This window comes from Paenibacillus sp. GQ49 (genome assembly GCF_059759055.1).
On sequence record NZ_JCAXEL010000002.1, the window covers coordinates 486,536 to 507,003 of the forward strand.

Genomic DNA, 20,468 nt, shown 5'->3' on the forward strand with positions numbered 1-20,468 from the left:
AGTTGTTAAAATTAACACGCTCTGTAAAATCAATATGAATAAATATACAACAGAGCGTATAGAATTTCAAGCTATGAATTCAGCGATATGGACCCGATAAACTCCGCAAAAACGTCATTTCCGAACAGGATACCCTGCTCGCTCAGTCGGAAGCCGTCTGCCGTCCGCTCAAGCAACCCTGCGTTCAACATTTTGCCCAAAGGCTTCGCAAACACTTCTTCCATGGACTCTCCGAACTGTTCGCTAAAGCGTGAGGCCGAAGCCCCCTCCAACATTCTCAGCCCAACCATCAGATAATCTTCCATGGCCTCCGGGCGAGCAATCTCAAAATGATCCAGACGAGGCAGCCCTGCTCGTGAAGCTTCGACATAAGGATTTATACCTTTAATATTCATATGCCGTTCACGGCCCACATACCCATGTGCACCTGCACCAAGACCGTAGTAGTCCTCATTACGCCAGTAGGTAATATTGTGACGACTCTCAAAGCCCGGCTTGGCAAAGTTACTGATCTCGTATTGCCCATAGCCTGCTTCTTTCATTCGTCTCATTAATAGAAGATACATTTCCAGCTCATCATCTTCATGAGGAAGTGGTAACTGGTTCTTCTGATACAGTGTATGGAAAAGTGTATTTTCTTCCACTTTCAGGCTGTAGATGGAGTAATGCGGCAGATCCAGTTCGAGCGCTTTGTCGATACTCTCATTCAACATTTCTACGGTCTGGTTTGGCAACCCAAACATCAGGTCAATGGACAGGTTATTCAAGCCTGCTTTACGAGCATTCTCCAAACTGCGATATACATCATCCGTATTATGAATACGGCCAATACCTGTCAGCAGATCATTCTGAAACGCCTGCACGCCAAAGCTGACACGGTTGACGCCGCCTTCTTTCATCGCAGCAAGTTTCTCCGCATCCGTTGTTCCCGGGTTGGCTTCCATCGAAAATTCAATATCGTCCGCCCAATTCGGGAAATACGTCTTCACGGAACGAAGAAATACCGCCATCTCATCCGGTTTCAGAGCCGTTGGCGTGCCCCCACCTACAAATATGGTCTTGATCTCACCCGGTGGATTGGCCTTAACTGTATGTTCCATCTCCCGTTCCAGCGCCTCGAGATACTGCATCACGGGCTGATCTTTCAGAACGTAGGAGTTAAAGTCGCAATAAAAACATTTATTCGTACAAAAGGGAATGTGAAGATACACCGCTTGGGGCGCACCTGTCTTCCGGCTGTGTGCTGCCAATGTCATGGCAAGTCCCCCTCTATTTGAAAAAAGGAAAGCCATCCGGCTTCCCTTTCAGCTTAGTTATTTAATATTTGTTGTAACCCTGTTTGCAAGCAAACGTCCTAGTCATCAATTTTCAGTACTGCCATGAATGCCTCTTGTGGCACCTCAACGTTACCAACCTGTTTCATCCGCTTCTTACCTTCTTTCTGCTTCTCAAGCAGTTTCCGTTTCCGCGAGATGTCACCACCATAACACTTGGCAAGTACGTTTTTACGCATGGCTTTTACTGTCTCACGAGCAACGACCTTGGTACCTACAGATGCCTGAATTGGCACCTCGAACATTTGCCGTGGAATCAGCTCGCGCAGTTTCTCACAGACAATGCGTCCGCGATTATAGGCACGGTCACGGTGAACGATGAAGGACAGAGCATCCACCTGTTCGCCATTAAGTACAATATCCATTTTCGCCAGATTGGACTGACGGTAACCGGACAGCTCATAATCCAGGGATGCATATCCTTTGGTACCGGATTTCAACTGGTCGAAGAAGTCATATACAATCTCGGACAGCGGAATCTCATAGGTAATGGTAACCCGGGTTGTGTCCAGATATTCCATATTCACATATTCACCGCGTTTATTCTGACACAGCTCCATAATGGTACCTACATAATCATTCGGTACGATAATATCTGCCTTGACGTATGGTTCCTCGACGTAATCAATCCGGCCCACCTCAGGATAGTTGGATGGGTTGTCGATTTTCATCACTTCACCATTGGTTAAGGTGACGTGGTAGATTACACTTGGTGCCGTTGTGATCAACGGAATGTTAAACTCCCGCTCGATCCGCTCCTGAATAACGTCCATGTGAAGCAGTCCAAGGAATCCGCAACGGAATCCAAAACCGAGTGCACTGGATGTTTCCGGTTCAAAGCTCAGAGACGCATCGTTCAACTGCAATTTCTCCAACGCTTCACGCAGATCAACATAGTCCGATGTTTCGATCGGATAGAGACCACAATACACCATTGGGTTAATTTTACGATAACCCGGCAAAGGTTCAGGTGTTGGATTTTTGGCATCCGTTACCGTATCCCCGACTTGTGTATCGCCAACATGCCGGATACCTGCAACGATAAATCCTACATCCCCGACGTTCAGCTCGTCCACGATGGTCATACGAGGTTTGAACGCTCCAACTTCAATGACTTCAAATGATTTCCCTGTTGCCATCATTTTGATTTTGGAACCGGATTTGATTTTGCCGTCAACAACACGTACATATACGATTACACCTTTGTACGGGTCATAGTGCGAGTCAAAAATCAGCGCTTTCAAAGGCTGATCAGGATCACCAGTTGGTGCCGGAACACTTTTCACCACTTGCTCCAAAATTTCTTTGATTCCGATTCCTGATTTGGCCGAAGCCAAAACCGCATTACTTGTGTCCAAACCAATAACATCTTCCACTTCCTGCTTCACCCGTTCAGGATCAGCGCTCGGAAGGTCAATTTTGTTGATAACCGGTAAAATCTCAAGGTTGTTATCCAATGCCAGATACACGTTGGCAAGTGTTTGGGCTTCAATTCCCTGAGCCGCATCCACAACCAGCAGAGCACCTTCACATGCAGCAAGACTGCGTGATACTTCATACGTGAAGTCTACGTGTCCCGGTGTATCAATCAGATTCAATAAATACTCTTCTCCATCATCCGCTTTGTAAGTCAAGGCTACTGCTTGTAGCTTGATTGTTATTCCACGTTCACGTTCAAGGTCCATCTTATCCAGAACTTGTTCCTGCATTTCACGTGAAGTGAGCGCACCTGTGTGCTCCAAGATCCGGTCCGCAAGTGTTGATTTGCCGTGATCTATATGTGCAATAATAGAAAAGTTACGAATTTTACGTTGTCTTGCCCGAATGTCAGTCATTCCTTACCCCCAGAAACAGCCTAGTGTCAATCACTTCATTATAACAGTTGAAGCACAGTGCATCAATCCCGTGATGTCTCAACTTTATAATAAAGTGTCATCATGCACTCCCGGAGGTTATATTGTACCTTAACATTATGGTATTTTATTCAGCGACGCCGCTAAAAAGAGAGACCACCCACTTGATTCCACTGTGTGAGAGATTTTGCAATAATCCAGCCGTTTTGTCTGCCAACACATCAACCGGAGCCTTATTTTGATCTGCCCCAAGCACTTGGCTTGGTGACTGAACAGGTACAAATGGTGGTTCTTTGATTTCCTTTTGGACAGGTGCAGTCGGGACAGATTCGGTAACCTGTGAAGTTGGCTCTGTTGTCACAGCGGTTGACGTGCCTCCTGACGGATTGCCCATATGAAAGTTGCTGCCCGCCAGCTGCATTCCAAACAGCACACCCAGCAACATTAATACAGCGATGGATAACATTCTTTTACCGAATCTGGACATGTGGATTGCCTCCTGTCACTCTCTACTATTTTTCCTTTTTACATATATGGTTCCTATCCACCCTGCGACGAGGTTTTGGCACTGGCTTTGTCCACCTTCTGATCTTCCCAATACACTTGGGCAATCATGTCTGCTAGAATCTTCGATGTCCGTTGGAGCTCAGCTCCTGTGTTGTCGATGCCGCCAATCTCAATCAAAATGCTGTTGGGTGAAAGGGTTTGGTTATACTCTCCGTTGTTGGCTCCTCCGCCGTCCTTGCCCCACACACCACGGGATACCCCAGGATACTTGGCTTCCAGTTTCTTATGAATTTTCGCTGCAAAGGCTTCATTCTGCCGCCAATTTGGATTTTCATGTCCAATAATGAAATACACTTTGGCGTAGCCCAAGTCATTAATAGTGGTTGTTGTTTTGCCATGACGTTGTGAATCGCGATGAATGTCTATGAGATACGTCAGATCATCATTTTGGGAGAGTGCCGCTTTTACCGTTTGACGGGAGTATTTATAAGAATAGTTCCAGTTGTAGTCCTTTACTTTAGTGGGGTAATCATCCTTGGCGTGTTCTACGCCGATTCCCAGCTTCTCCAGACTATCTGAGAGGTAGGTTCCCACTTGAAACACATTTCCTGTTGATTTGCCTGATGATGGATTATCACTTTTCGTACCTAGCAGTGGATTGTAGCCTTCCCGTGGATGGGAATGATAGATAAGAATTGACTTTTTGCCTGTTGTCGGTGAGCCTGAATTGTCTTTCTCACCATTCTTTGCTGGGGGATCTTCTTTACCTTCTCCATCTCCAGGCTCACTCGACTCAGGTGGATCCGTATTGTCCTGACCTGGTGGAACATGCAGCTCACTACCGGGTTTTCCTCCACCTGCGGAAGCTGTGTCCGTAAGACCGGGACCGGGCTGATAATCTTCGGGAGCCTCGGCTTTTTCGTTACCAGATCCAGGACGGAGCAGAACAGGTTGGTTGGAACCCATGCCCGGCATTTCTCTCGCAATCAGGCTCTTCGGATCTTGAGGATTTACATTCGTTAGTAATTGGAAAACAAATGAGGTGAGGTTTTCACCGGATATAGCAGACGTCTGTTCCTTCTGGGTAAGATGGGGCATCTCCATACCGAGCATATCGACGAAAAAGCGGCTTGATACGGCACTCGCAAATCCTTTCATGGAAGAAACGGGTGAATTATTCAAGCGTTTCTCTGCCATCCCCCCCAGACCCAGTACGACAAAAAACAAGGCAGATATGATCATAAGCAACAACAACGTACGGCCCATGGCCAGCACGTGCAGACATCTTTTTTTCCACTTCCCAATATTCCAGGCCAATATCTTGTTCATTCTGCTGTCTCCTTCCCTGCTGGACAACTCTTATACTTCAACTCTATGAGCCCGCCCAAATTGATAGAACAGGAAAATGAAAGATTCCAGAAACAAAAAAAGAAAGTCCGATAGATTCGGACCTTCTTCTCAGCAGTTTTAAGTTTTAATGTGTATAGGCCGCTACGTTATCCGGATTCACGGCATCATGGAGTGCGGCGTTAAGTCCTGTAGCGATAACATTGGCAATTCCCTCAATAAACTCATCGATTTCCTTTGGGGTAACAATGAGGTCATGCCCCAGTGGTTCCAGTACCTCTTTCACCAGACTCAAGCGATCCTGCTCACCGATGTCGTCCAGCATACCCATGATCTGTTTGGTCTGATCCGTTTCCTGGCGGAAGTGTGAACGCATCATCTCAATCACATTGTTCACGATGGTGGACGCATAACATACGGTTGGTACTCCGATGGCGATGCAAGGCACACCTAATATCTCACGGGTCAGGCCACGCCGTTTGTTTCCAATACCGGAACCCGGATGAATACCAATGTCCGCTACCTGAATTGTTGTATTTACACGTTCCAAGGAACGGGAGGCCAGCGCATCAATCGCAATAATGGCATCCGGCTTGGTCCGGTCTACAATCCCCTGTACGATGTCACTGGATTCAATACCCGTTGTACCGAGCACGCCGGGAGCAATCGCGCTGACTTCCCGATACCCTGGCGCAACCTGATCTGGTACCAATTCGAAATACTGACGCGTCACCATCAGATTTTCCACAACAAGTGGACCGAGTGAATCCGGGGTGACATTTAAGTTGCCCAAGCCAACAATTAAAACCTTGGATGTTTTGTTGATTCCGGCCTTAACCATAAAATCTTCCATTTCACGTGTGAACTCGGCAGCAACTCGCTCCTGTAACTCGGTATCACCATTCCGTAGTGAAGGTACTTCCAAGGTGACATAGTGGCCTTTTACTCGACCAATAGCCGTAGCTGCTTCTTCAGTCAGGACATCAATACGTGTAATCGTAATGCCCTCTTTTTTCTCTACATCTTCCTGTAGTCCGGGAATCGTCTGTTTCTGTCCACCTTGCGCCATTTCCTTGGAATCGATCGCCAAATCGGTACGAACTGTATAGTTTTGCAAATCCAGTGTCATTCTGTCCCTGCCTCCCTTACCGCATTTGAGCATATTGTGTGGGAAAAAGGGTTTCTTTATACAGCATGTCGAACATCGTAGGAATATCTGTTGCATTTTACATGCTAGCGTGATAGAATATTTTAAGTTGTGAAACGTTTGTATTCATGCAAATGCCTTACAGGAGGTGAATGTAATGCCAAACATCAAATCCGCTGTTAAACGCGTAAAAACGAGCGACAAGCGCCGCGCACTCAACGCTTCCCAGAAGTCTGCACTCCGTACAGCTGTTAAAGCTGCTGATGCTGCTCTGGTAAGTAACGAAGTTGATACTGCAAAAGCTGCGATTCAAGCTGCTTCCAAAAAGCTGGACAAGGCTGTAACTAAAGGTCTGGTTCATAAAAATGCTGCAGCACGCAAAAAGTCTCGCTTGGCGAAAAAACTGAACGCTCTTTCCGCACAAGCGTAAGAAGCGTTACTTATACGATCCAATGGAAAAATCCTGAACAGCATAGGCTTTCAGGATTTTTTAGTATCTGATTCGATAAGTATAAGACACAAACAAAAGCGACCTTTATTCCGATGATTTAACGATCATGGAGCAAAGGTCGCTTTGTTTATTGTTCACACTAGTAATCTATTACGTTTACGTGTCCATTCATGCACCAAGTCTTAATAAGAACAGCTCCAGACCAAGCACTTTATCCACAGCTCCTGTTTTCATCTGGTAATCCAGTTCGCTGAGGTGACTCAGAATCATTCTCAGACGTTCCGGCTGAAATTTACGGGCCTGCTCACCCGCAATCTTAACAGCATACGGATGCAAACCAAGCTGACTGGCAATCTGCTGCTGGGAGTAACTTTGTTGCCCCAACTCTTTCACCTGGATCATGATGCGAAACTGGCGTGCGATTAAAGCGGCAATTTTAATTGGTTCTTCCCGCTGCTTCAGCAACTCATAGAAAAGAGCCAATGCTTTCTCCAGTCGCAAATTAGCAAGTTCTTCCACCAGCGAGAATACATTCTGCTCTGTACTACGGGCAACCAGTGACTCGATATCAGCACGCTTGATTGTCCCCCCATTACCCGCAAACAAACATAACTTGTCTACTTCAGCAGACAGGGTCTGAAGACCTGTTCCTGCATAGCTGATCAACGTTTCCGCCGCTCCCGTCTCCAAGGAAACATCCCGCTGCTTCGCAAGTTTCACTATCCAATTCAATAACTCTTCTCCACTGAGTGGAGCAAAAGCAAGAACTACTGCCTGTTTCTTGACAGCTTTCACCAGTTTCTTACGCTCATCCAGCTTATCCCCTTGGGCCAGGAAAACAATCGTACTGTAATCTGCCGGATTCTCCATATATGTAAGCAGACGATCAACCTGATGTTCAATCTTGGATTCTTTACCTGCGGTGAACAGGCTCGCGTCCCTTACAATAATTAATTTACGCGGAACCAGAAAAGGTACAGTCTCCGCTTCTTCAATAACAACCTCCACAGCCGTTTCAGACAAATCATATGGAATAATCGCAAAATCACGATGTTCTTCTTCAATAACCTGTTCTTTTAACATGTCGGTAAATTGCTGTATCTGGTACTTCTCCGTTCCGTACAGCACATAGATCGGTGCCGTTTCTCCATTACGTATTGCCTTTGTTGCACTTTTTACATCCATTCACGGCGCCTCCTTATCCCTCTTATCCTACCAGAAAAAGCGTAAGACAACAAAGGGACCTTACATCCAGTTGCGGATGAAGGTCCCCTGTCCTACATCTATATAAACGCAGACACCAGCAGTTCTAGAAAAAGCCGGTGCGCGGTCATACGACGTCAGTTGTTTGAACTGAGATAGGACGTTTTGTTACTTCCACTATATGCTTGTCATACTGAAAATGTTCTTTCGTTTAGAGGAGCGCACTCCCCCATTTTTAATTATTTCGCAGGAGCTCCACCTGAAACAGCAGGTACATTAAACGAATTCTTCGCCGTTGTTCCGTCCTTGTCCGTTTCGTAATTAAAAAGGGTACCATCCTTTGACCAACTCGCTGACTTCAGTGTCCCCTCTATGCTACGTTGTTCAACCAAATTTAGAACATCCGGTTCGCTCACAGGTTTGGAGTATATGCTGATTTGATCACCAATAAGCATAACTACATAGGAACCGTCAGGTGACTTCCATTCTTTTGGTGCTGCTGTTGTAGTCATTCCCTGATCCGGTCCTGCTGCGAATCCGTTGTTCCCTCCAGAAGCGTCTGCACCTGCACTGGAATCAGGTACAGTGTTACCTTCAACCGGAACATCTTCAGTCATATTAGGTGTTGTATCCTGAGAAGTGAAGGATTGGGCATCTCCATTTTCTGTTTCTGTTACTCCATTCTCTTCCCCATCTGCAGAAGATTTAGGAGAATCTCCTGATTCCTGAATTCTCTGCTCAGAATCTTGGTTCTGAGCCGGATTCTTCTGATTATCGGTCGAAGGAGTTCTGGACGAATTATCCTGCGGTCCTTTATTCGGAGCAGGCGTTGATTCAGTAGCCGGTTGTTTAGGTGTCGGATCTGACTGAACTTCAGGCTCCTGTACCTCATCTCCACCGTTCTCTTCAGGCATTGTTTCTACGTCTTGGTTATCTGGTTTAGTTGGTGAATCATTCGATTGACCTACAAACACATCGTTGCTGCTTGGTTGGGACGAAGTGGCAGGATCATAATTTTCAATATTCTTGCTTAATGAATTCTCATCCAAATTGCCGCTCTCTTGAGAAGCTCCAGAGCTCATCAGCATGGAATCGGCATTCTCAATCTGTTCAGGCGGATTTCCCCAGATGGCGAATCCCAATATAACTGCCGCAGCCGCTGCACCCATGGACATACGTCCTGCCATCGAGTTAAGCCATTTTTGCTTCGTTTTCCGCTCACTTGAACGTTGTAAATTCTCAAATGCAGCGGGGACAGGATTCATTTCCTGTATGGTGCTACTTTGTTCCTTCCGCGCTTCGTCAATAGCATCAAGCTGTGGCATAATCGCATCAACCAGACTAAATTTCGGGCTTACTTGCGGTAATTCTTCCAGTTCTCTGGAAAGAGCTCTGAGTAAACTAAAATTCTCGGCGCACTCCGGACACTTTGCCACATGCTGTAGCATCTGCGCGGTTTCCGCCTCGCCCAGATCATGATCCAGATAGCGGTGCATCCATTCCACCACCTCTTCGCATTTCATCCTGTCACACCACCTTTCTGATATTCCTGTAGTAGATTCTGTAACTGCTGTCTGGCTCTAAATAAATAAGATTTCACCGTATTCAACGGAAGATCGAGACAATCCGCAATTTCATTGTAGGATAAGTCCTGCAAATATCTTAGAACAATAACGGTACGATGATGCTCGGGAAGCTTGTTGATCGCATCCTGAATGTCCTGGGCCACATATGTAGACATGACCTCGTACTCCACATCCTGATTATCCTGAAAAACCATGTCATGTTCGTCAATGGAGACGGACGGTTTGGTTCTTCTGAATTTATCAATACAGATGTTTGTGACGATGCGTTGTACCCATGTTTTGAATTGGGCCTTTTCTTCGTATGAATTGATTTTGGTGTAAATTCGGATCAACGCTTCCTGAGCAGCATCCAAAGCGTCCTGTTCATTATTTAGAATGTAATATGCGGTCCGATAGACATGTTGTTCAATCTCCCGCAATAGGGTAATTAGAGCGTCGCGATCGCCCGATTGAGCGGCTCTGATGAGTTCCGGCTCTACCACAAAGGATCCCCCTCTCCCTGCAACCTTACAGACGTGATCATCAATAAAATTGTTGCAAAGTTAAGTATTTTTTAAATTTGCCATAACAAAATAACGGCGTATGTATTAGGGCCGCTGAAATCTTCTCTTAGAATAACAGAAATTGCATAACGAGTCACCAAACGTATCCAAAAGGGATTCCATTACTTACACGACTCAATTCAAATGCAATGGCATACATTATAGATAAGTACTTTTTTGGGTTCTAAAATAAAAAAGTCGAAATTTGTCCAAATTTAAGCTGATTTTAATGCAATTTTCATGAAAATAGTGTATTGTAAATTTACATTCATAAACACGAGGTGATGAGCATGCCAGCTCTTGCGAAAATTCAAGCTTTAAAAGAACAAATGCCCAAAGAATACCAAAGTATTTCCCATTTTGTAGAACATGCATTGGAGTCCATTGATACTCTGGTCGAAGAACATCGGAAGTACGTAGCTGCACAGGCATTATACGGCGATAAAATCGTTGGAACGGAAGAACGCTTGTACAGAGAAACCGTACTTGATGTCAGAGCACAGCTGTTGATGACTCTTGAGAAAACGGTAGAAGATCTGTTGCACAAAGGCGACAAACACTGGAACAAACACTTTAAGGATGGCGTAGAGTAGTTCTTATATTTCTTCTACATTTTTAAAAAATGGCCCGTTTTCCGATATTCTCCCTCGTGGAGTGTAACGGAAAGCGGGCTTTTTTTGTGCTGTGCTGTAACCTGCAATCAAATGAAACAGCAAGGAATGATTTTTAAATCCAAATAAATGAAGGTCGGTTTATATAGGATAGTGCAAATCCATTCTTATAGAAAAGGCACAAACCTTAGAAAAACGAAGGTTTGTACCTCTTTTTGTGTGATGAACTTATTGATTATAATAAGGGCCATTTCCTGTGGATTTATTCAAGGACAACAACTGAGAAACCGTTACGAATTGGTAGCCTTGCTTTTTTAGTGATTTAAGCATTTGTGGCAGCGCATCAGCTGTAGAAGCGTGAATATCATGCATAAGTACAATCGAACCTGATCTGATGTTTTTAGCAACCTCTTTATTTACAGCTTGGGCGTTCCGGCTTTTCCAATCCAGCGAATCCACAGACCATAAAATAATGGGTGTTTTCTGTTCTTTGGTGACTTTTTTGACTGATTCATTCATAGCACCATAAGGCGGACGGAATAGGGTTGGTTTTTCTCCAGTCGCATCTTTGATTCGGTGCGATGATTCTATGATTTGTTTGCGCACCTCACTCAGGCTCATATTCGCAAGATTCGGATGACTCTTGGAGTGATTGCCGATCTCGTGGCCGGCCTCAGCAACTTTTTTAGCCATACCAGGATAATACTCTACTTGTACGCCCAGCATGAAGAAAGTAGCCTTCGCGTTGTACTCCTTCAAAGTCTTTAGAACTCTAGGTGTCACCTTTGGGTGAGGCCCGTCATCAAAGGTAAGAGCCACATATTTCCCTTTAGGATCAAGCCGAGGCTGAATTGGCCCCTTCCCTTTTGGCTTATCGTTATTTCCATAAGTGATATTCCATTTTTCGGTGAGGTCCTTTTTCAAGTAGGAATGCAAGGATTTCAGTGGAATGTTCACTTGGATCGTCCCGGCTGCACCAGCAGCGATCTCGTATTTATTAAAGTATAAAGTAAAGACTCCGTTACCTAAGGACCATTTCCATTCAGATGGATTTTTTATGGATTTTTGAAGTTCTGCTTCGAATACATAAGAGTGGACGTTTTTCTGTTTCTTCAATTCTTCCTTCACGATTGACATAATATGGTCAACTGCTGCTTTGTCATAAGTCATGATATCGGATAAATTTAAAATTTTATTTTCAGCTATGTCGATATTAAAAGATTTTATTATCGATTGTCCATTAGCACCGCCTGTGGTGATTTGATAGGAATTGAACACTAAACTATATAAATGGTCATTAATTTTATTCGTATCTACTGTAATATTCAATTCAGAACGATGATCGCCTTGAAGCGTTTTTGCATCTTTCTCAACCTGGGTTAAGAATTTCTTTTCCTGATCATTGACCCACGTCTGAATAGGAGTATTAATCTCCTTGCTATTTGTTAGGACGTTGCTAATCGACAATACATAATGCTTCGTATTCTTCGTCCTTGTTTCGATATTTAAGCCTGGGTATGCACTGGGCGACAATTCAACGTTCTCTGTAGCGCTGTTGTTTGCAGCTAGAACATTTTGCACCATTAGATTGATTCCTAGAATCCCGCCAGCTAATACAATAAATCCAATCAGCCAAATGGGCCATCGTGTTTTCTTCCTTTTGTTCATTTCATATCATCCTTATCTTTATTCTAGTCATAAAACTGCAAGTCATTGTCTATCATTTCTTCCGGCGATGGTAGGCCATGACAGCCATGACGGATAATGCCCTTAAGCCATCAAGTCCTGGCATATAACGTTTACCGTCGCCTCGTACCGGTGCAAAGTTCCGGATTAAACTTCCGAAATGATTCGTGTTGTCATGCATTTTGCTTTCGTCCCTATCCTTTTTGATTTGTCGCTCATAGGCAGGACGCCGAGGTTGTGAAAAAAGTTTTCTCCAATTAATGTAATCAATGAAGAGAACAAAACAATTTCATGAAACTTCTACCTTTAGAACTAAAAAAACATCCCGTAAAAAGAGTGGCTACGGGATGCCATATTCAGAATAATCGTCATGTTTCCAGCATAAGACTTGAATTAATGTTGTACTTGCATTTAGAATGTCGGACCTTTTTCAGATCCAACTTTACTGCGACTTCTGGCTTCATGTCATTCGGCTTTGCCTCAGAGGCTGGCATTCTTCAAATTGAAACGGAACTCCGGTGAACCCACATATCCCGGCGCGATACTGTATTTTGGGAAGACGATAACCAGTTCGCCTTTTTCAATATAAAACGACTGTTCCGTGAACGTCCCTTTGAATTCTTCCAGGAAGTATTGATCGGGATCCTTTCTCATTTGCGCAAGAATATCTGCATCAAGCTTTTCTTTGTAGTTAGAACCGAGAAGATCCTCCAGTGTCACGCGCTGAGCCGCAGAGGCATTTTTCAAGTTGTAGGTATCGATCCGGGGCATGCTTGTTCCGCCCCCGTAACCTTCCGTGATTACTTCAAGCGAAACTACCCCTGCCGGGTTTCCAGTTCCGTCCGACTTTAGCTTATAGCTGACGTAAAATTCATAGGGGTGGAACTTCTGGTGATTTACTTTTGCCTTTTTGGCCGTTTCTGCGGCATCCTTCTCCCACTGAGCAAGATCCTTTTGCGCATGGGATAAAAGGATGTCATTCAGTTCATTCTGGTATCTGGTGTCCAGCATGCCGTCCAGCTGCGGTACCTTGATGTTCACAATAAGGTTCTTGCTTGTTGTGCTCAGTACCTTCTCCACGATTTTTACTCCTGTAGCCATAGGTACGGTTTCATGTACCTTAGAGCTGACAGTTACGTTCGCTGAAACAGGTGCCGAGGCCAGCGCATTTGCAGATAAGCTCGCTGCGCCAACGCCGAGCATGGCTACACAGCCCATGGCCCCCATCTTCATGAATTTTATCGTTTTCTTTTTCATAGCTTTCATCCTCCATCTCTTTGTATGAGTGTCTAATCTTGCACACTCATTGGCTAGACGCATGAGATGGTACAGAAAGTTTTAGGAAAATCAAAAACAGAACAATGTCTCTTCGACCAAAGTACTAACAAAAAAAACCGGCGCGGGTTTCCCGATCACCGGTCTCTTCCATTACTTAATGTATTTGTTGTTAATCAGAACGTCTTTCAACACATCCGTGGGAATGACGAATTCCACAGAACCCATATAGCCTGGCGCGACGTCATATTTGTTGAAAGCAATCACCAGCTTGCCGTCGTTGTTGATATAGAAGCCTTGATCCTTCGCGATGCTCTGGAACTCACTGGTGATCGGCACGTCGGTAGCTCCCGGAGCCCAGTAAATCTTATTAGGGTCCGCTTTCATTTGCACCTGCATCTGCTCTTTAACGTTGTCGCTGATGAGCCGTACATAACGATCGTCCTTGAACAGCATTGGCAGAGTTATGAGGATTTGGTTTTTCTTATCGATCGTATCAAACTGAAGCTCCTCCGAGGATGAAGCGGCGGTATTGACCACGTATCTTTGTATAGATAAAATCTCGTCGTTGTCCGTCTTTACTTCATATCCGACATCAAGTCCCAGATGGCCTCCGCCTTGCTTCTTCAATTCGCTGATTTCCGCCTGGAACTTATCGTAAAGCGCCTTGTTTTCCTTCATATATTTCTCGTTCAACCCGCTTTGCAACTGCTCATTCTCCATATCGGTAATGGAAGGCACTTTGATACTCGCATTGTAATTAGACTCGTCAACCACGTATTCCTTGAACGTGAGCACCTGGATAATCCGGTCCACACCCGGTACGGATGACAAGGCTTTCGCTACAGGAGGACTGACATTGATCGCAACAAGGAATATGAACGCAGCCGCACTAGAAACGGCTAACCATCTGTACTTTGAGCCGCGGCCCCTCCTTCCCTCCTTAGAGAATTTATGAATCGATTGGTTTACAATGCTATCCAATTCATCTGGAATGGGTATTTCTTGATATTCTTTTCGCAGCTGTTCCATGTTATTGTTCATCTTACTCGATCTCCTTTGGTTGTTTCATCATTCATTTTGATTCGCAATAGCTGATGCGCCTGATACAGCCTTGTTTTAATCGTATTCACATTCTCATCCAGCACAGCCGCAACTTCTTCGATCTTCATGTCTTCAAAATATCTCAGTATAATGACGCTCTTGTATTTATCCGGCAAGGATTCGAGCGTTCGCTTCAAATCAATGTCCGTATACGTATCTTCTGCCCCGAGGCTGTAGGTTTCGATCATTTCATGATCCATCGCCTGAACCTTTTTGTTTCTGCGCAGAAAATCCAGGGCGGTATTCACCACAATCCGGTAAAACCAGCTTTTGACCGCATCTGGGTTCTTCAAAAGTTCGAGATGCGTCATCGCTTTGTATATGGAGTCTTGTACGATATCCAGGGCATCATCCTTATTTTTGACATAGCTATAAGCAAGTCGGTATACATTCTCTTTATGCTCGGTAATACAGTGTGTAAGAATTTTTTCAGTTTTCCTATTGAACATGGCCGATTATTCCTTTTCTATATAAATCTTTTGTCGTAACAAGAAGTAAGACGTATACGGGTTCCCAAAAAGTTTTCGCATCCAAAATTTTTTTTTACTTCTGCAAATCGTTCAAGGCCCTCACAAGCAGGTCAGCGTAAACCTCGGCGCCTTTATTAAAGGCACCCCGTCCTTTTAAAAATAATCTTCCCTTCCTTCACTTGCCAAATACCAGTCTACTACCGATGACCGAATTCATTTGAAACTTTTGAAGGTTTCTTTCCGAAAAACAATGTATCACTCGGAACCGAAAGTCGTTTGGTAGTCTGTAGCGCCTTTGTCGTTGTAGGCTTTCTATAGTAACGATATTTCATATTTTTAATCCGTCTCCTTCTGATCTGTGCCGGTGGAACCACGCTCCCCTCCCTCATTTCCTACCAGGCCACTACCAAAAAAATATATGTCACCACCATGAAATTAAGAAAAAAGTCGTTCGCAGCGAAACGACTTCTTTCTTTTATAGGTCAACTAAGTACTTTCTTTCTCTAATTCCCACTTTTCTTCAACCTCTGTATGTTAAAATATAGTAACGCCTTAGCCTATCTCTTGTTGAATATAGTTATTTAAGATGGAGGTCAATATTTAAATGACAAACACCCATAGAATCAATAGGCCGCGCGGAAAAATAGTTGCAGCTGTATTAACTGCAGTTCTCATTTCACTTGCAATGGGGATATATCACTATGTCCCTATAGATGAAAGATTAGAGAATACTTACTATTATTCATTCGGGTATAAATTTGCGGTTGGATTATTGATTAACCTCGCTATTTTACTTTTCTTAATTACGCCACTTTCTATATTGGTAGATGGATTACTTTTATACAGAAAAAAAGATAATACGTATATGAGATTGCTCGTTGCTATTGCCGCATATGGTCTATTAGGCTTCATAGGTGGGATCATCTACTCGATATTTACAGTTAACTTCAATACTTTTTCCGCTCAGACTATCCACATTGTTGTATGTTCTCTTGTCTTTTTAACCTTCCAGTTGGTATTAAATCGGAGTTTTCTTCACTCATCTTCACACCGATAAATAGATTGCCTGCCTTCACTCAACTCCAAACAACTTGTACCGGATATCAATCTTCCCATCTTTCACCCTCATCTGAACCTCGCCCATCTGATCTGTTCGATAAATATCTGACCCGGTAGCCTCCAGACGTTCCATTACTCCCGGATTGGGATGCCCATATGTATTATTAACTCCTGCAGATATCACAGCGGTTTTGGCGTTCCAGTATTGGAGCCAGGCTTCGGTGGACGACGTTTTACTTCCATGATGAGCGACCTTCAACACGTCAATGGATACAGATGCTGAAACATCATTTGAACTAACCTGCAACGGTCGTATAAGTACCCTTTGTACAACTCCCTCTGTAACTCCAATATCTGAACCTTTCTGTTCAAACTGAGCAGCCAATGAGCCATCTTGAATCATATAGAGCAGGTCCTGCTCGGCCGCAGCATCCATATCCCCGGTGAACAACATGGAAGTCCCAGCCATGTCTAGCAAAAAGACAACGGAATCATGATTCTGATGTTCAGACACAGGCAAATTGCCTGAAGCATTTACATTGATATGTGCCAGATCCGGAGCTATAAAATGTAAACTCGTCTGCTTGTCAGCCTTATAGGACATGCCTTGCTGAATGGCGTACAAAGGAATTTTCCGTTCCATGGCTGTGTCCAGCAACTTATCAAAGTTATCCTTACCGCTGGTCGTTCCATTAAACATGAAACGTTTAACCGGAATCTGTTCCAGCACAGCCTGTAGTCCTCCGGCATGATCCTGATCAGCATGTGTGACAATGACAGCATCCAGTTGATGGATACCTCTCTTTTTCAATAAAGGAACAACCACCTTGGCTCCCACCTCATACGGATCACGCCTTGTTTTCCACGATTGTTCGGTGTTCCCAAAACTAACCGTTCCCCCGCCATCCACCAGAATGTGTTTGCCTTCCGGGGTTGTAATCAATGTGCTGTCCCCTTGCCCAATATCCAAAAACTGCACGATTCCGGTTCCAGCAGGCTTGGGAGTCTGATATGCCCACCATAATCCAGCAATAAAGCTGAGCGCGAGCAACCCACACAACCATTGCTGAGCTTTACTCATTCGTACATTTGAATAATAACCTGCACCTCGTGCGGTAAATGCACTTGTATACTCCGGCCAGGCAATACTGGCTCCTAATGTCGTTAATGAAGTTTCTTTTCCATCTACACGGTTCTTACCAGGTTGTCGCCTCACAAGAGGTGCCGTATCCTCCTCAACAAACGCTGTTTCTTGCTGTCCACCATTACCACGATGCAACAGGCAGAGTAAGGCATACAACACGGCATAATATGCGGCAATCCATAACAAGGGCGGTGTTGCCCAGATCAACACAAAACCTGGCAGGCTGTTCATCCACTCCACGCTTACAAATGTCAGTTGATTCAGTTGCATCGCAATCCATGCGAGGGGTTTTGCCAAGGGAACCCATATGGATGACAATAACATGGCGACCGTCCCCAAAGGTAATACAATGGCGCTAATCAAAGAAACCAGCAGAAAGTTGGCCACAAATGAGAGTAATGAGAACTGGTTGAAATACAGAATGGTTACTGGGAACGAAATCAACTGAGCGGTCACGGTAACGGATGCTGTCGCTGCCAGAGATTTAGGCCAACCGCTAAACAGTCGGTTAATTAATGGCATATAGATCATCAAACCTGCGGTCACGAGAAAGGATAACTGGAAGCTCACGTTCAGCAAAAAGTACGGGTCCCACCACATCATCAGCAACGCTGCTGCACTAATCATCTGAAGGCCGTCTCTGGCGAGACCTCGACGTGCCATATACAACCCAATCATGGACATCATCCCTGCCCGAATCACTGAAGGTGAACCACCGGATAACAGTACATAAGCTGGCACCAGGATCAGAACAATCGTGAGTGCCGTCTCTCTGGTAAGCCTTAGCCAAGATAGAATGAGAAGCAACGAAGCAACATATACAGCGACATGGGTTCCGGAGATTGCCAGGATATGCGTTAGACCCAGTTGTGAAAACTGACCATAGGTACCGGGATCGATATCAGTAGCCATCCCGATAATAAGACCCTTCATATATCCTGCATGAGGCTCTGGAAATAACTGCTCAACCGCCGAGCCCAACTTATGCCTAGTCCAATCCGTCCACCGTAGTACGTTATATTGTCCAAGTCCCTCAGGAGCAACTGCTGTTACCGAACTGGCTCCCTTCACTTTGAACAACCAGTGGATATGCAGGGTACGCAAATAACTGCGATAATCAAACCCGCCAAAGTTCCTTGCTTCGCCAGGAAGGGCAAAAGAACCATTAAGCGTAATCAAATCGCCCCTCTTCCAGCCCGCTGCTACCTGTTGTTCTTCTTCCTCCAACAGTCTGACTTGTACGATCAATTGTTCATTTATGTTGAATGCAGAAGATGATGCAAGATCTGCATCTACTGACGAATCCGATGTTGGCAATATTGAAGACATCTGCATCTTAAAGTCAGCCCGATCTCCATCAATACGTACATCTGACACAAGCTCACCCTGAATTTCAGCTGACCATCCGTCCAACTCATGAGCAGCGATATGCATGGTCTCCGGCAGACTGCTATGATTGCCTGCATCATTCCATTCCCAATGTGCAGCGCCTCCAATAAAGGCAGCGAGTAAAAATAAAACAGACCATCCACGCACATTAATAAAATGAAGTAAAAGTGGCAGACATGCCAGAGCTCCAATTAACCCCCAGATTAACGTCCAGCCTGTCAACGCGCATGCTATCCCGCTCCCGCACAACCAACAAATCGTAAAACTTAATAACGGTCTGCCTTTCATTTCTAGCCCTCCCTCATTTCACCCGTTGAACGCAGAAAAACCCCCGGAAAGCCAATTCAGGCTTGCCGGAGGTTCTCCCTCACATATTCGACCATATTCACATTAATTGCTCACGGTCATCATCGTTTCCCGCGGGGGCTGGTAATTCTCCAGCCTGCGGAACGTTATGCCCTTCTGTTCCATCATATTGGTAACCTTGCCGGTATCTTTAGGATAAGAACGATGAAACACGATTTCTGTAATCCCGCTATTCGCCAGCATATTGGCACATGTCCAGCACGGTTCGTCGGTCACGTACACGGACGAGCCTTCGCGGTCGATTCGATCTGTGAATAAAAGTAAATTTTGCTCCGCATGAATTGTGCGAATGCATCGTTGCTTTTTCACCATTTCTTCTTGCCCATCGGTCACGACCAACTCATACTCTTCCGATATCATGCAACCTGCTTCAGAACAATCCGGGACGCCGGTGGGTGCACCATTATAGGCTGTTCCCAGCAGTTTCTTTCCCTGAACAAGAACGGCACCCACATGACGACGCGAACAGCGGGAACGGGTGGAAACCATATACGCGATGTCCATAAAATACGTATCCCAGTCCTTGCGTACCTCTGTACTCATGCTGCTTTCCTCCCGCTTGATACAATTTATATTTTAATTTTACCGGATCTGCACATACGGCGCCATCTTCTCCAGCATCTTCATCCCGATTCCTTTAACCTTTGTCAGATCACTGACTTTTGCAAAAGGACCATGTGCATTCCGATAGTCCACAATAGCTTGAGCTTTCTTCTCCCCAATTCCGGGAAGCTCGATAAGCTTGGAGACAGGAGCGGTATTCACATCAATCTTGCCATTGTCGCCAGATTCCTCACGAACTACAGGTGGATTACTGCTTGATGCCGTCTCGGAGGTAACCGAAGGATTCGAATTCGTACCCTGCGTAACTGGTTCAATCGAATTTGAGGTGTCCGGTGGATTATCATTCGTCTGATTTGGAGTTTGAACTCCCAAATCACCTTCAACCCTAACGCTCACAAGCTCTTTAGACTCTTCTGCCTTAGCCTCATTCCCAGTCTGCATCCCACTTGCATCCGCTCCCGAAGATACTCCTGTATTGCCCTGAACCGAAGTAGCCGACTGTACAGCAGGGAGTTCCTGCTCTATCGTCGGCTTCTCGGTGCCGAGCTGCAAGGGTTCCCAGCCACTAGGTGGTTGTTCACTTTTGCCCGACCATAATATAAGTACACTTCCAACCACCGCAGCAGCAATGGTCATTCCTTTATTCCATCTCATTCTTCCACACCTCTCCCTGAATTCAAAATTATTCATTTCGAACACGGGCGGTGCTTCCGAACCGTTGAACTTTCCTGATGAAACAAGTTGTGCATTTTTCATGTCATGTGAAACAGGTCCTCACGCATAGAATAGAGGGAATGAACTGCGCCAGTACCGTAAAGCATGAAAGGAGG

At 44.9% G+C, this 20,468-nt stretch carries 19 protein-coding genes; 3 read left to right on the forward strand and 16 right to left on the reverse strand.

Annotation, left to right across the window (positions count from 1 at the left end; all coding sequences use genetic code 11):
• Nucleotides 1–71: 71 nt before the first annotated feature.
• The 5 genes from hemW to gpr form a co-directional block, all read right to left on the reverse strand.
• Complete coding sequence (hemW, locus tag AC6CIF_RS06800; protein ID WP_036668565.1) at nt 72–1,256, reverse strand: radical SAM family heme chaperone HemW; 1,185 nt, start codon at nt 1,254–1,256, stop codon at nt 72–74.
• A 98-nt stretch (nt 1,257–1,354) separates the two neighbouring features.
• Nucleotides 1,355–3,169, reverse strand: coding sequence for a translation elongation factor 4 (gene lepA / locus AC6CIF_RS06805; protein WP_076211672.1), 1,815 nt, complete (start codon nt 3,167–3,169; stop codon nt 1,355–1,357).
• Nucleotides 3,170–3,314: 145 nt separating this feature from the next.
• Entirely contained in the window at nt 3,315–3,674 is a 360-nt protein-coding gene (locus tag AC6CIF_RS06810) for a hypothetical protein (protein WP_047843798.1), read from the reverse strand.
• A 53-nt stretch (nt 3,675–3,727) separates the two neighbouring features.
• Nucleotides 3,728–5,023 (reverse strand): stage II sporulation protein P, encoded by a 1,296-nt coding sequence (locus tag AC6CIF_RS06815; protein WP_047843799.1) that lies wholly within the window; start codon nt 5,021–5,023, stop codon nt 3,728–3,730.
• 145 nt (nt 5,024–5,168) lie between these two features.
• Nucleotides 5,169–6,170 carry a GPR endopeptidase gene (gpr, locus tag AC6CIF_RS06820; protein ID WP_036615103.1) on the reverse strand — a complete coding sequence of 334 codons (1,002 nt, stop codon included), beginning with the start codon at nt 6,168–6,170 and terminating at the stop codon, nt 5,169–5,171.
• A 175-nt stretch (nt 6,171–6,345) separates the two neighbouring features.
• Here gpr and rpsT point away from each other — a divergent pair, with 175 nt between their 5' ends.
• Nucleotides 6,346–6,618, forward strand: a complete 273-nt coding sequence (rpsT, locus tag AC6CIF_RS06825; protein ID WP_024628504.1) for a 30S ribosomal protein S20 — start codon at nt 6,346–6,348, stop codon at nt 6,616–6,618.
• Between the two features lie 189 nt (nt 6,619–6,807).
• On the opposite strand, the gene holA is transcribed toward rpsT, so the two are convergent.
• The 3 genes from holA to AC6CIF_RS06840 all read right to left on the reverse strand — a co-directional run bounded on the left by holA (nt 6,808) and on the right by AC6CIF_RS06840 (nt 9,910).
• Entirely contained in the window at nt 6,808–7,824 is a 1,017-nt protein-coding gene (holA, locus tag AC6CIF_RS06830) for a DNA polymerase III subunit delta (RefSeq protein ID WP_036668560.1), read from the reverse strand.
• A gap of 257 nt (nt 7,825–8,081) precedes the next feature.
• Complete coding sequence (locus AC6CIF_RS06835) at nt 8,082–9,365, reverse strand: anti-sigma factor family protein (RefSeq protein WP_498198639.1); 1,284 nt, start codon at nt 9,363–9,365, stop codon at nt 8,082–8,084.
• A complete protein-coding gene (locus tag AC6CIF_RS06840; protein WP_017687205.1) occupies nt 9,362–9,910 on the reverse strand; it encodes an RNA polymerase sigma factor in 549 nt (182 codons plus the stop codon). Before AC6CIF_RS06840 ends, AC6CIF_RS06835 begins: the two co-directional genes overlap by 4 nt.
• A gap of 350 nt (nt 9,911–10,260) precedes the next feature.
• Between AC6CIF_RS06840 and AC6CIF_RS06845 the strand changes: the two genes are divergently transcribed.
• Entirely contained in the window at nt 10,261–10,563 is a 303-nt protein-coding gene (locus AC6CIF_RS06845; protein WP_145323317.1) for a hypothetical protein, read from the forward strand.
• Nucleotides 10,564–10,809: 246 nt separating this feature from the next.
• Here the strand turns inward: AC6CIF_RS06845 and AC6CIF_RS06850 are convergent, their stop codons facing one another.
• The 5 genes from AC6CIF_RS06850 to sigV all read right to left on the reverse strand — a co-directional run bounded on the left by AC6CIF_RS06850 (nt 10,810) and on the right by sigV (nt 15,095).
• Complete coding sequence (locus AC6CIF_RS06850) at nt 10,810–12,249, reverse strand: polysaccharide deacetylase family protein (RefSeq protein WP_498198642.1); 1,440 nt, start codon at nt 12,247–12,249, stop codon at nt 10,810–10,812.
• 52 nt (nt 12,250–12,301) lie between these two features.
• The gene (locus tag AC6CIF_RS06855; RefSeq protein WP_498198644.1) at nt 12,302–12,448 is read right to left on the reverse strand and encodes a hypothetical protein; all 147 of its coding nucleotides are present in this window, start codon (nt 12,446–12,448) and stop codon (nt 12,302–12,304) included.
• A gap of 299 nt (nt 12,449–12,747) precedes the next feature.
• Nucleotides 12,748–13,524 (reverse strand): DUF3298 and DUF4163 domain-containing protein, encoded by a 777-nt coding sequence (locus AC6CIF_RS06860; protein WP_498198646.1) that lies wholly within the window; start codon nt 13,522–13,524, stop codon nt 12,748–12,750.
• Nucleotides 13,525–13,695: 171 nt separating this feature from the next.
• Nucleotides 13,696–14,586 (reverse strand): anti-sigma-V factor RsiV, encoded by an 891-nt coding sequence (gene rsiV, locus AC6CIF_RS06865; RefSeq protein WP_498198647.1) that lies wholly within the window; start codon nt 14,584–14,586, stop codon nt 13,696–13,698.
• Nucleotides 14,583–15,095, reverse strand: coding sequence for an RNA polymerase sigma factor SigV (gene sigV / locus AC6CIF_RS06870; RefSeq protein ID WP_498198649.1), 513 nt, complete (start codon nt 15,093–15,095; stop codon nt 14,583–14,585). Before sigV ends, rsiV begins: the two co-directional genes overlap by 4 nt.
• Nucleotides 15,096–15,720: 625 nt before the next feature.
• Between sigV and AC6CIF_RS06875 the strand changes: the two genes are divergently transcribed.
• Nucleotides 15,721–16,173, forward strand: coding sequence for a hypothetical protein (locus tag AC6CIF_RS06875; protein ID WP_498198651.1), 453 nt, complete (start codon nt 15,721–15,723; stop codon nt 16,171–16,173).
• Nucleotides 16,174–16,188: 15 nt separating this feature from the next.
• Here AC6CIF_RS06875 and AC6CIF_RS06880 read toward each other — a convergent pair whose 3' ends face one another.
• The 3 genes from AC6CIF_RS06880 to AC6CIF_RS06890 form a co-directional block, all read right to left on the reverse strand.
• The gene (locus tag AC6CIF_RS06880; RefSeq protein WP_498198653.1) at nt 16,189–18,996 is read right to left on the reverse strand and encodes a ComEC/Rec2 family competence protein; all 2,808 of its coding nucleotides are present in this window, start codon (nt 18,994–18,996) and stop codon (nt 16,189–16,191) included.
• A gap of 102 nt (nt 18,997–19,098) precedes the next feature.
• Nucleotides 19,099–19,617: a deoxycytidylate deaminase gene (locus tag AC6CIF_RS06885; RefSeq protein WP_017687196.1), complete on the reverse strand. Its 519-nt coding sequence runs from the start codon at nt 19,615–19,617 to the stop codon at nt 19,099–19,101.
• A 39-nt stretch (nt 19,618–19,656) separates the two neighbouring features.
• The gene (locus AC6CIF_RS06890; RefSeq protein ID WP_498198655.1) at nt 19,657–20,292 is read right to left on the reverse strand and encodes a ComEA family DNA-binding protein; all 636 of its coding nucleotides are present in this window, start codon (nt 20,290–20,292) and stop codon (nt 19,657–19,659) included.
• Nucleotides 20,293–20,468: the final 176 nt, after the last annotated feature.

Coding starts and splice junctions, on each gene's coding strand:
- hemW (WP_036668565.1), bottom strand. CDS start 1,256: ATGACATTGGCAGCACACAGCCGGAAGACAGGTGCGCCCCAAGCGGTG.
- lepA (WP_076211672.1), bottom strand. CDS start 3,169: ATGACTGACATTCGGGCAAGACAACGTAAAATTCGTAACTTTTCTATT.
- AC6CIF_RS06810 (WP_047843798.1), bottom strand. CDS start 3,674: ATGTCCAGATTCGGTAAAAGAATGTTATCCATCGCTGTATTAATGTTG.
- AC6CIF_RS06815 (WP_047843799.1), bottom strand. CDS start 5,023: ATGAACAAGATATTGGCCTGGAATATTGGGAAGTGGAAAAAAAGATGT.
- gpr (WP_036615103.1), bottom strand. CDS start 6,170: ATGACACTGGATTTGCAAAACTATACAGTTCGTACCGATTTGGCGATC.
- rpsT (WP_024628504.1), top strand. CDS start 6,346: ATGCCAAACATCAAATCCGCTGTTAAACGCGTAAAAACGAGCGACAAG.
- holA (WP_036668560.1), bottom strand. CDS start 7,824: ATGGATGTAAAAAGTGCAACAAAGGCAATACGTAATGGAGAAACGGCA.
- AC6CIF_RS06835 (WP_498198639.1), bottom strand. CDS start 9,365: ATGAAATGCGAAGAGGTGGTGGAATGGATGCACCGCTATCTGGATCAT.
- AC6CIF_RS06845 (WP_145323317.1), top strand. CDS start 10,261: ATGCCAGCTCTTGCGAAAATTCAAGCTTTAAAAGAACAAATGCCCAAA.
- AC6CIF_RS06850 (WP_498198642.1), bottom strand. CDS start 12,249: ATGAACAAAAGGAAGAAAACACGATGGCCCATTTGGCTGATTGGATTT.
- AC6CIF_RS06855 (WP_498198644.1), bottom strand. CDS start 12,448: ATGCATGACAACACGAATCATTTCGGAAGTTTAATCCGGAACTTTGCA.
- AC6CIF_RS06860 (WP_498198646.1), bottom strand. CDS start 13,524: ATGAAAAAGAAAACGATAAAATTCATGAAGATGGGGGCCATGGGCTGT.
- rsiV (WP_498198647.1), bottom strand. CDS start 14,586: ATGAACAATAACATGGAACAGCTGCGAAAAGAATATCAAGAAATACCC.
- sigV (WP_498198649.1), bottom strand. CDS start 15,095: ATGTTCAATAGGAAAACTGAAAAAATTCTTACACACTGTATTACCGAG.
- AC6CIF_RS06875 (WP_498198651.1), top strand. CDS start 15,721: ATGACAAACACCCATAGAATCAATAGGCCGCGCGGAAAAATAGTTGCA.
- AC6CIF_RS06880 (WP_498198653.1), bottom strand. CDS start 18,996: ATGAAAGGCAGACCGTTATTAAGTTTTACGATTTGTTGGTTGTGCGGG.
- AC6CIF_RS06885 (WP_017687196.1), bottom strand. CDS start 19,617: ATGAGTACAGAGGTACGCAAGGACTGGGATACGTATTTTATGGACATC.
- AC6CIF_RS06890 (WP_498198655.1), bottom strand. CDS start 20,292: ATGAGATGGAATAAAGGAATGACCATTGCTGCTGCGGTGGTTGGAAGT.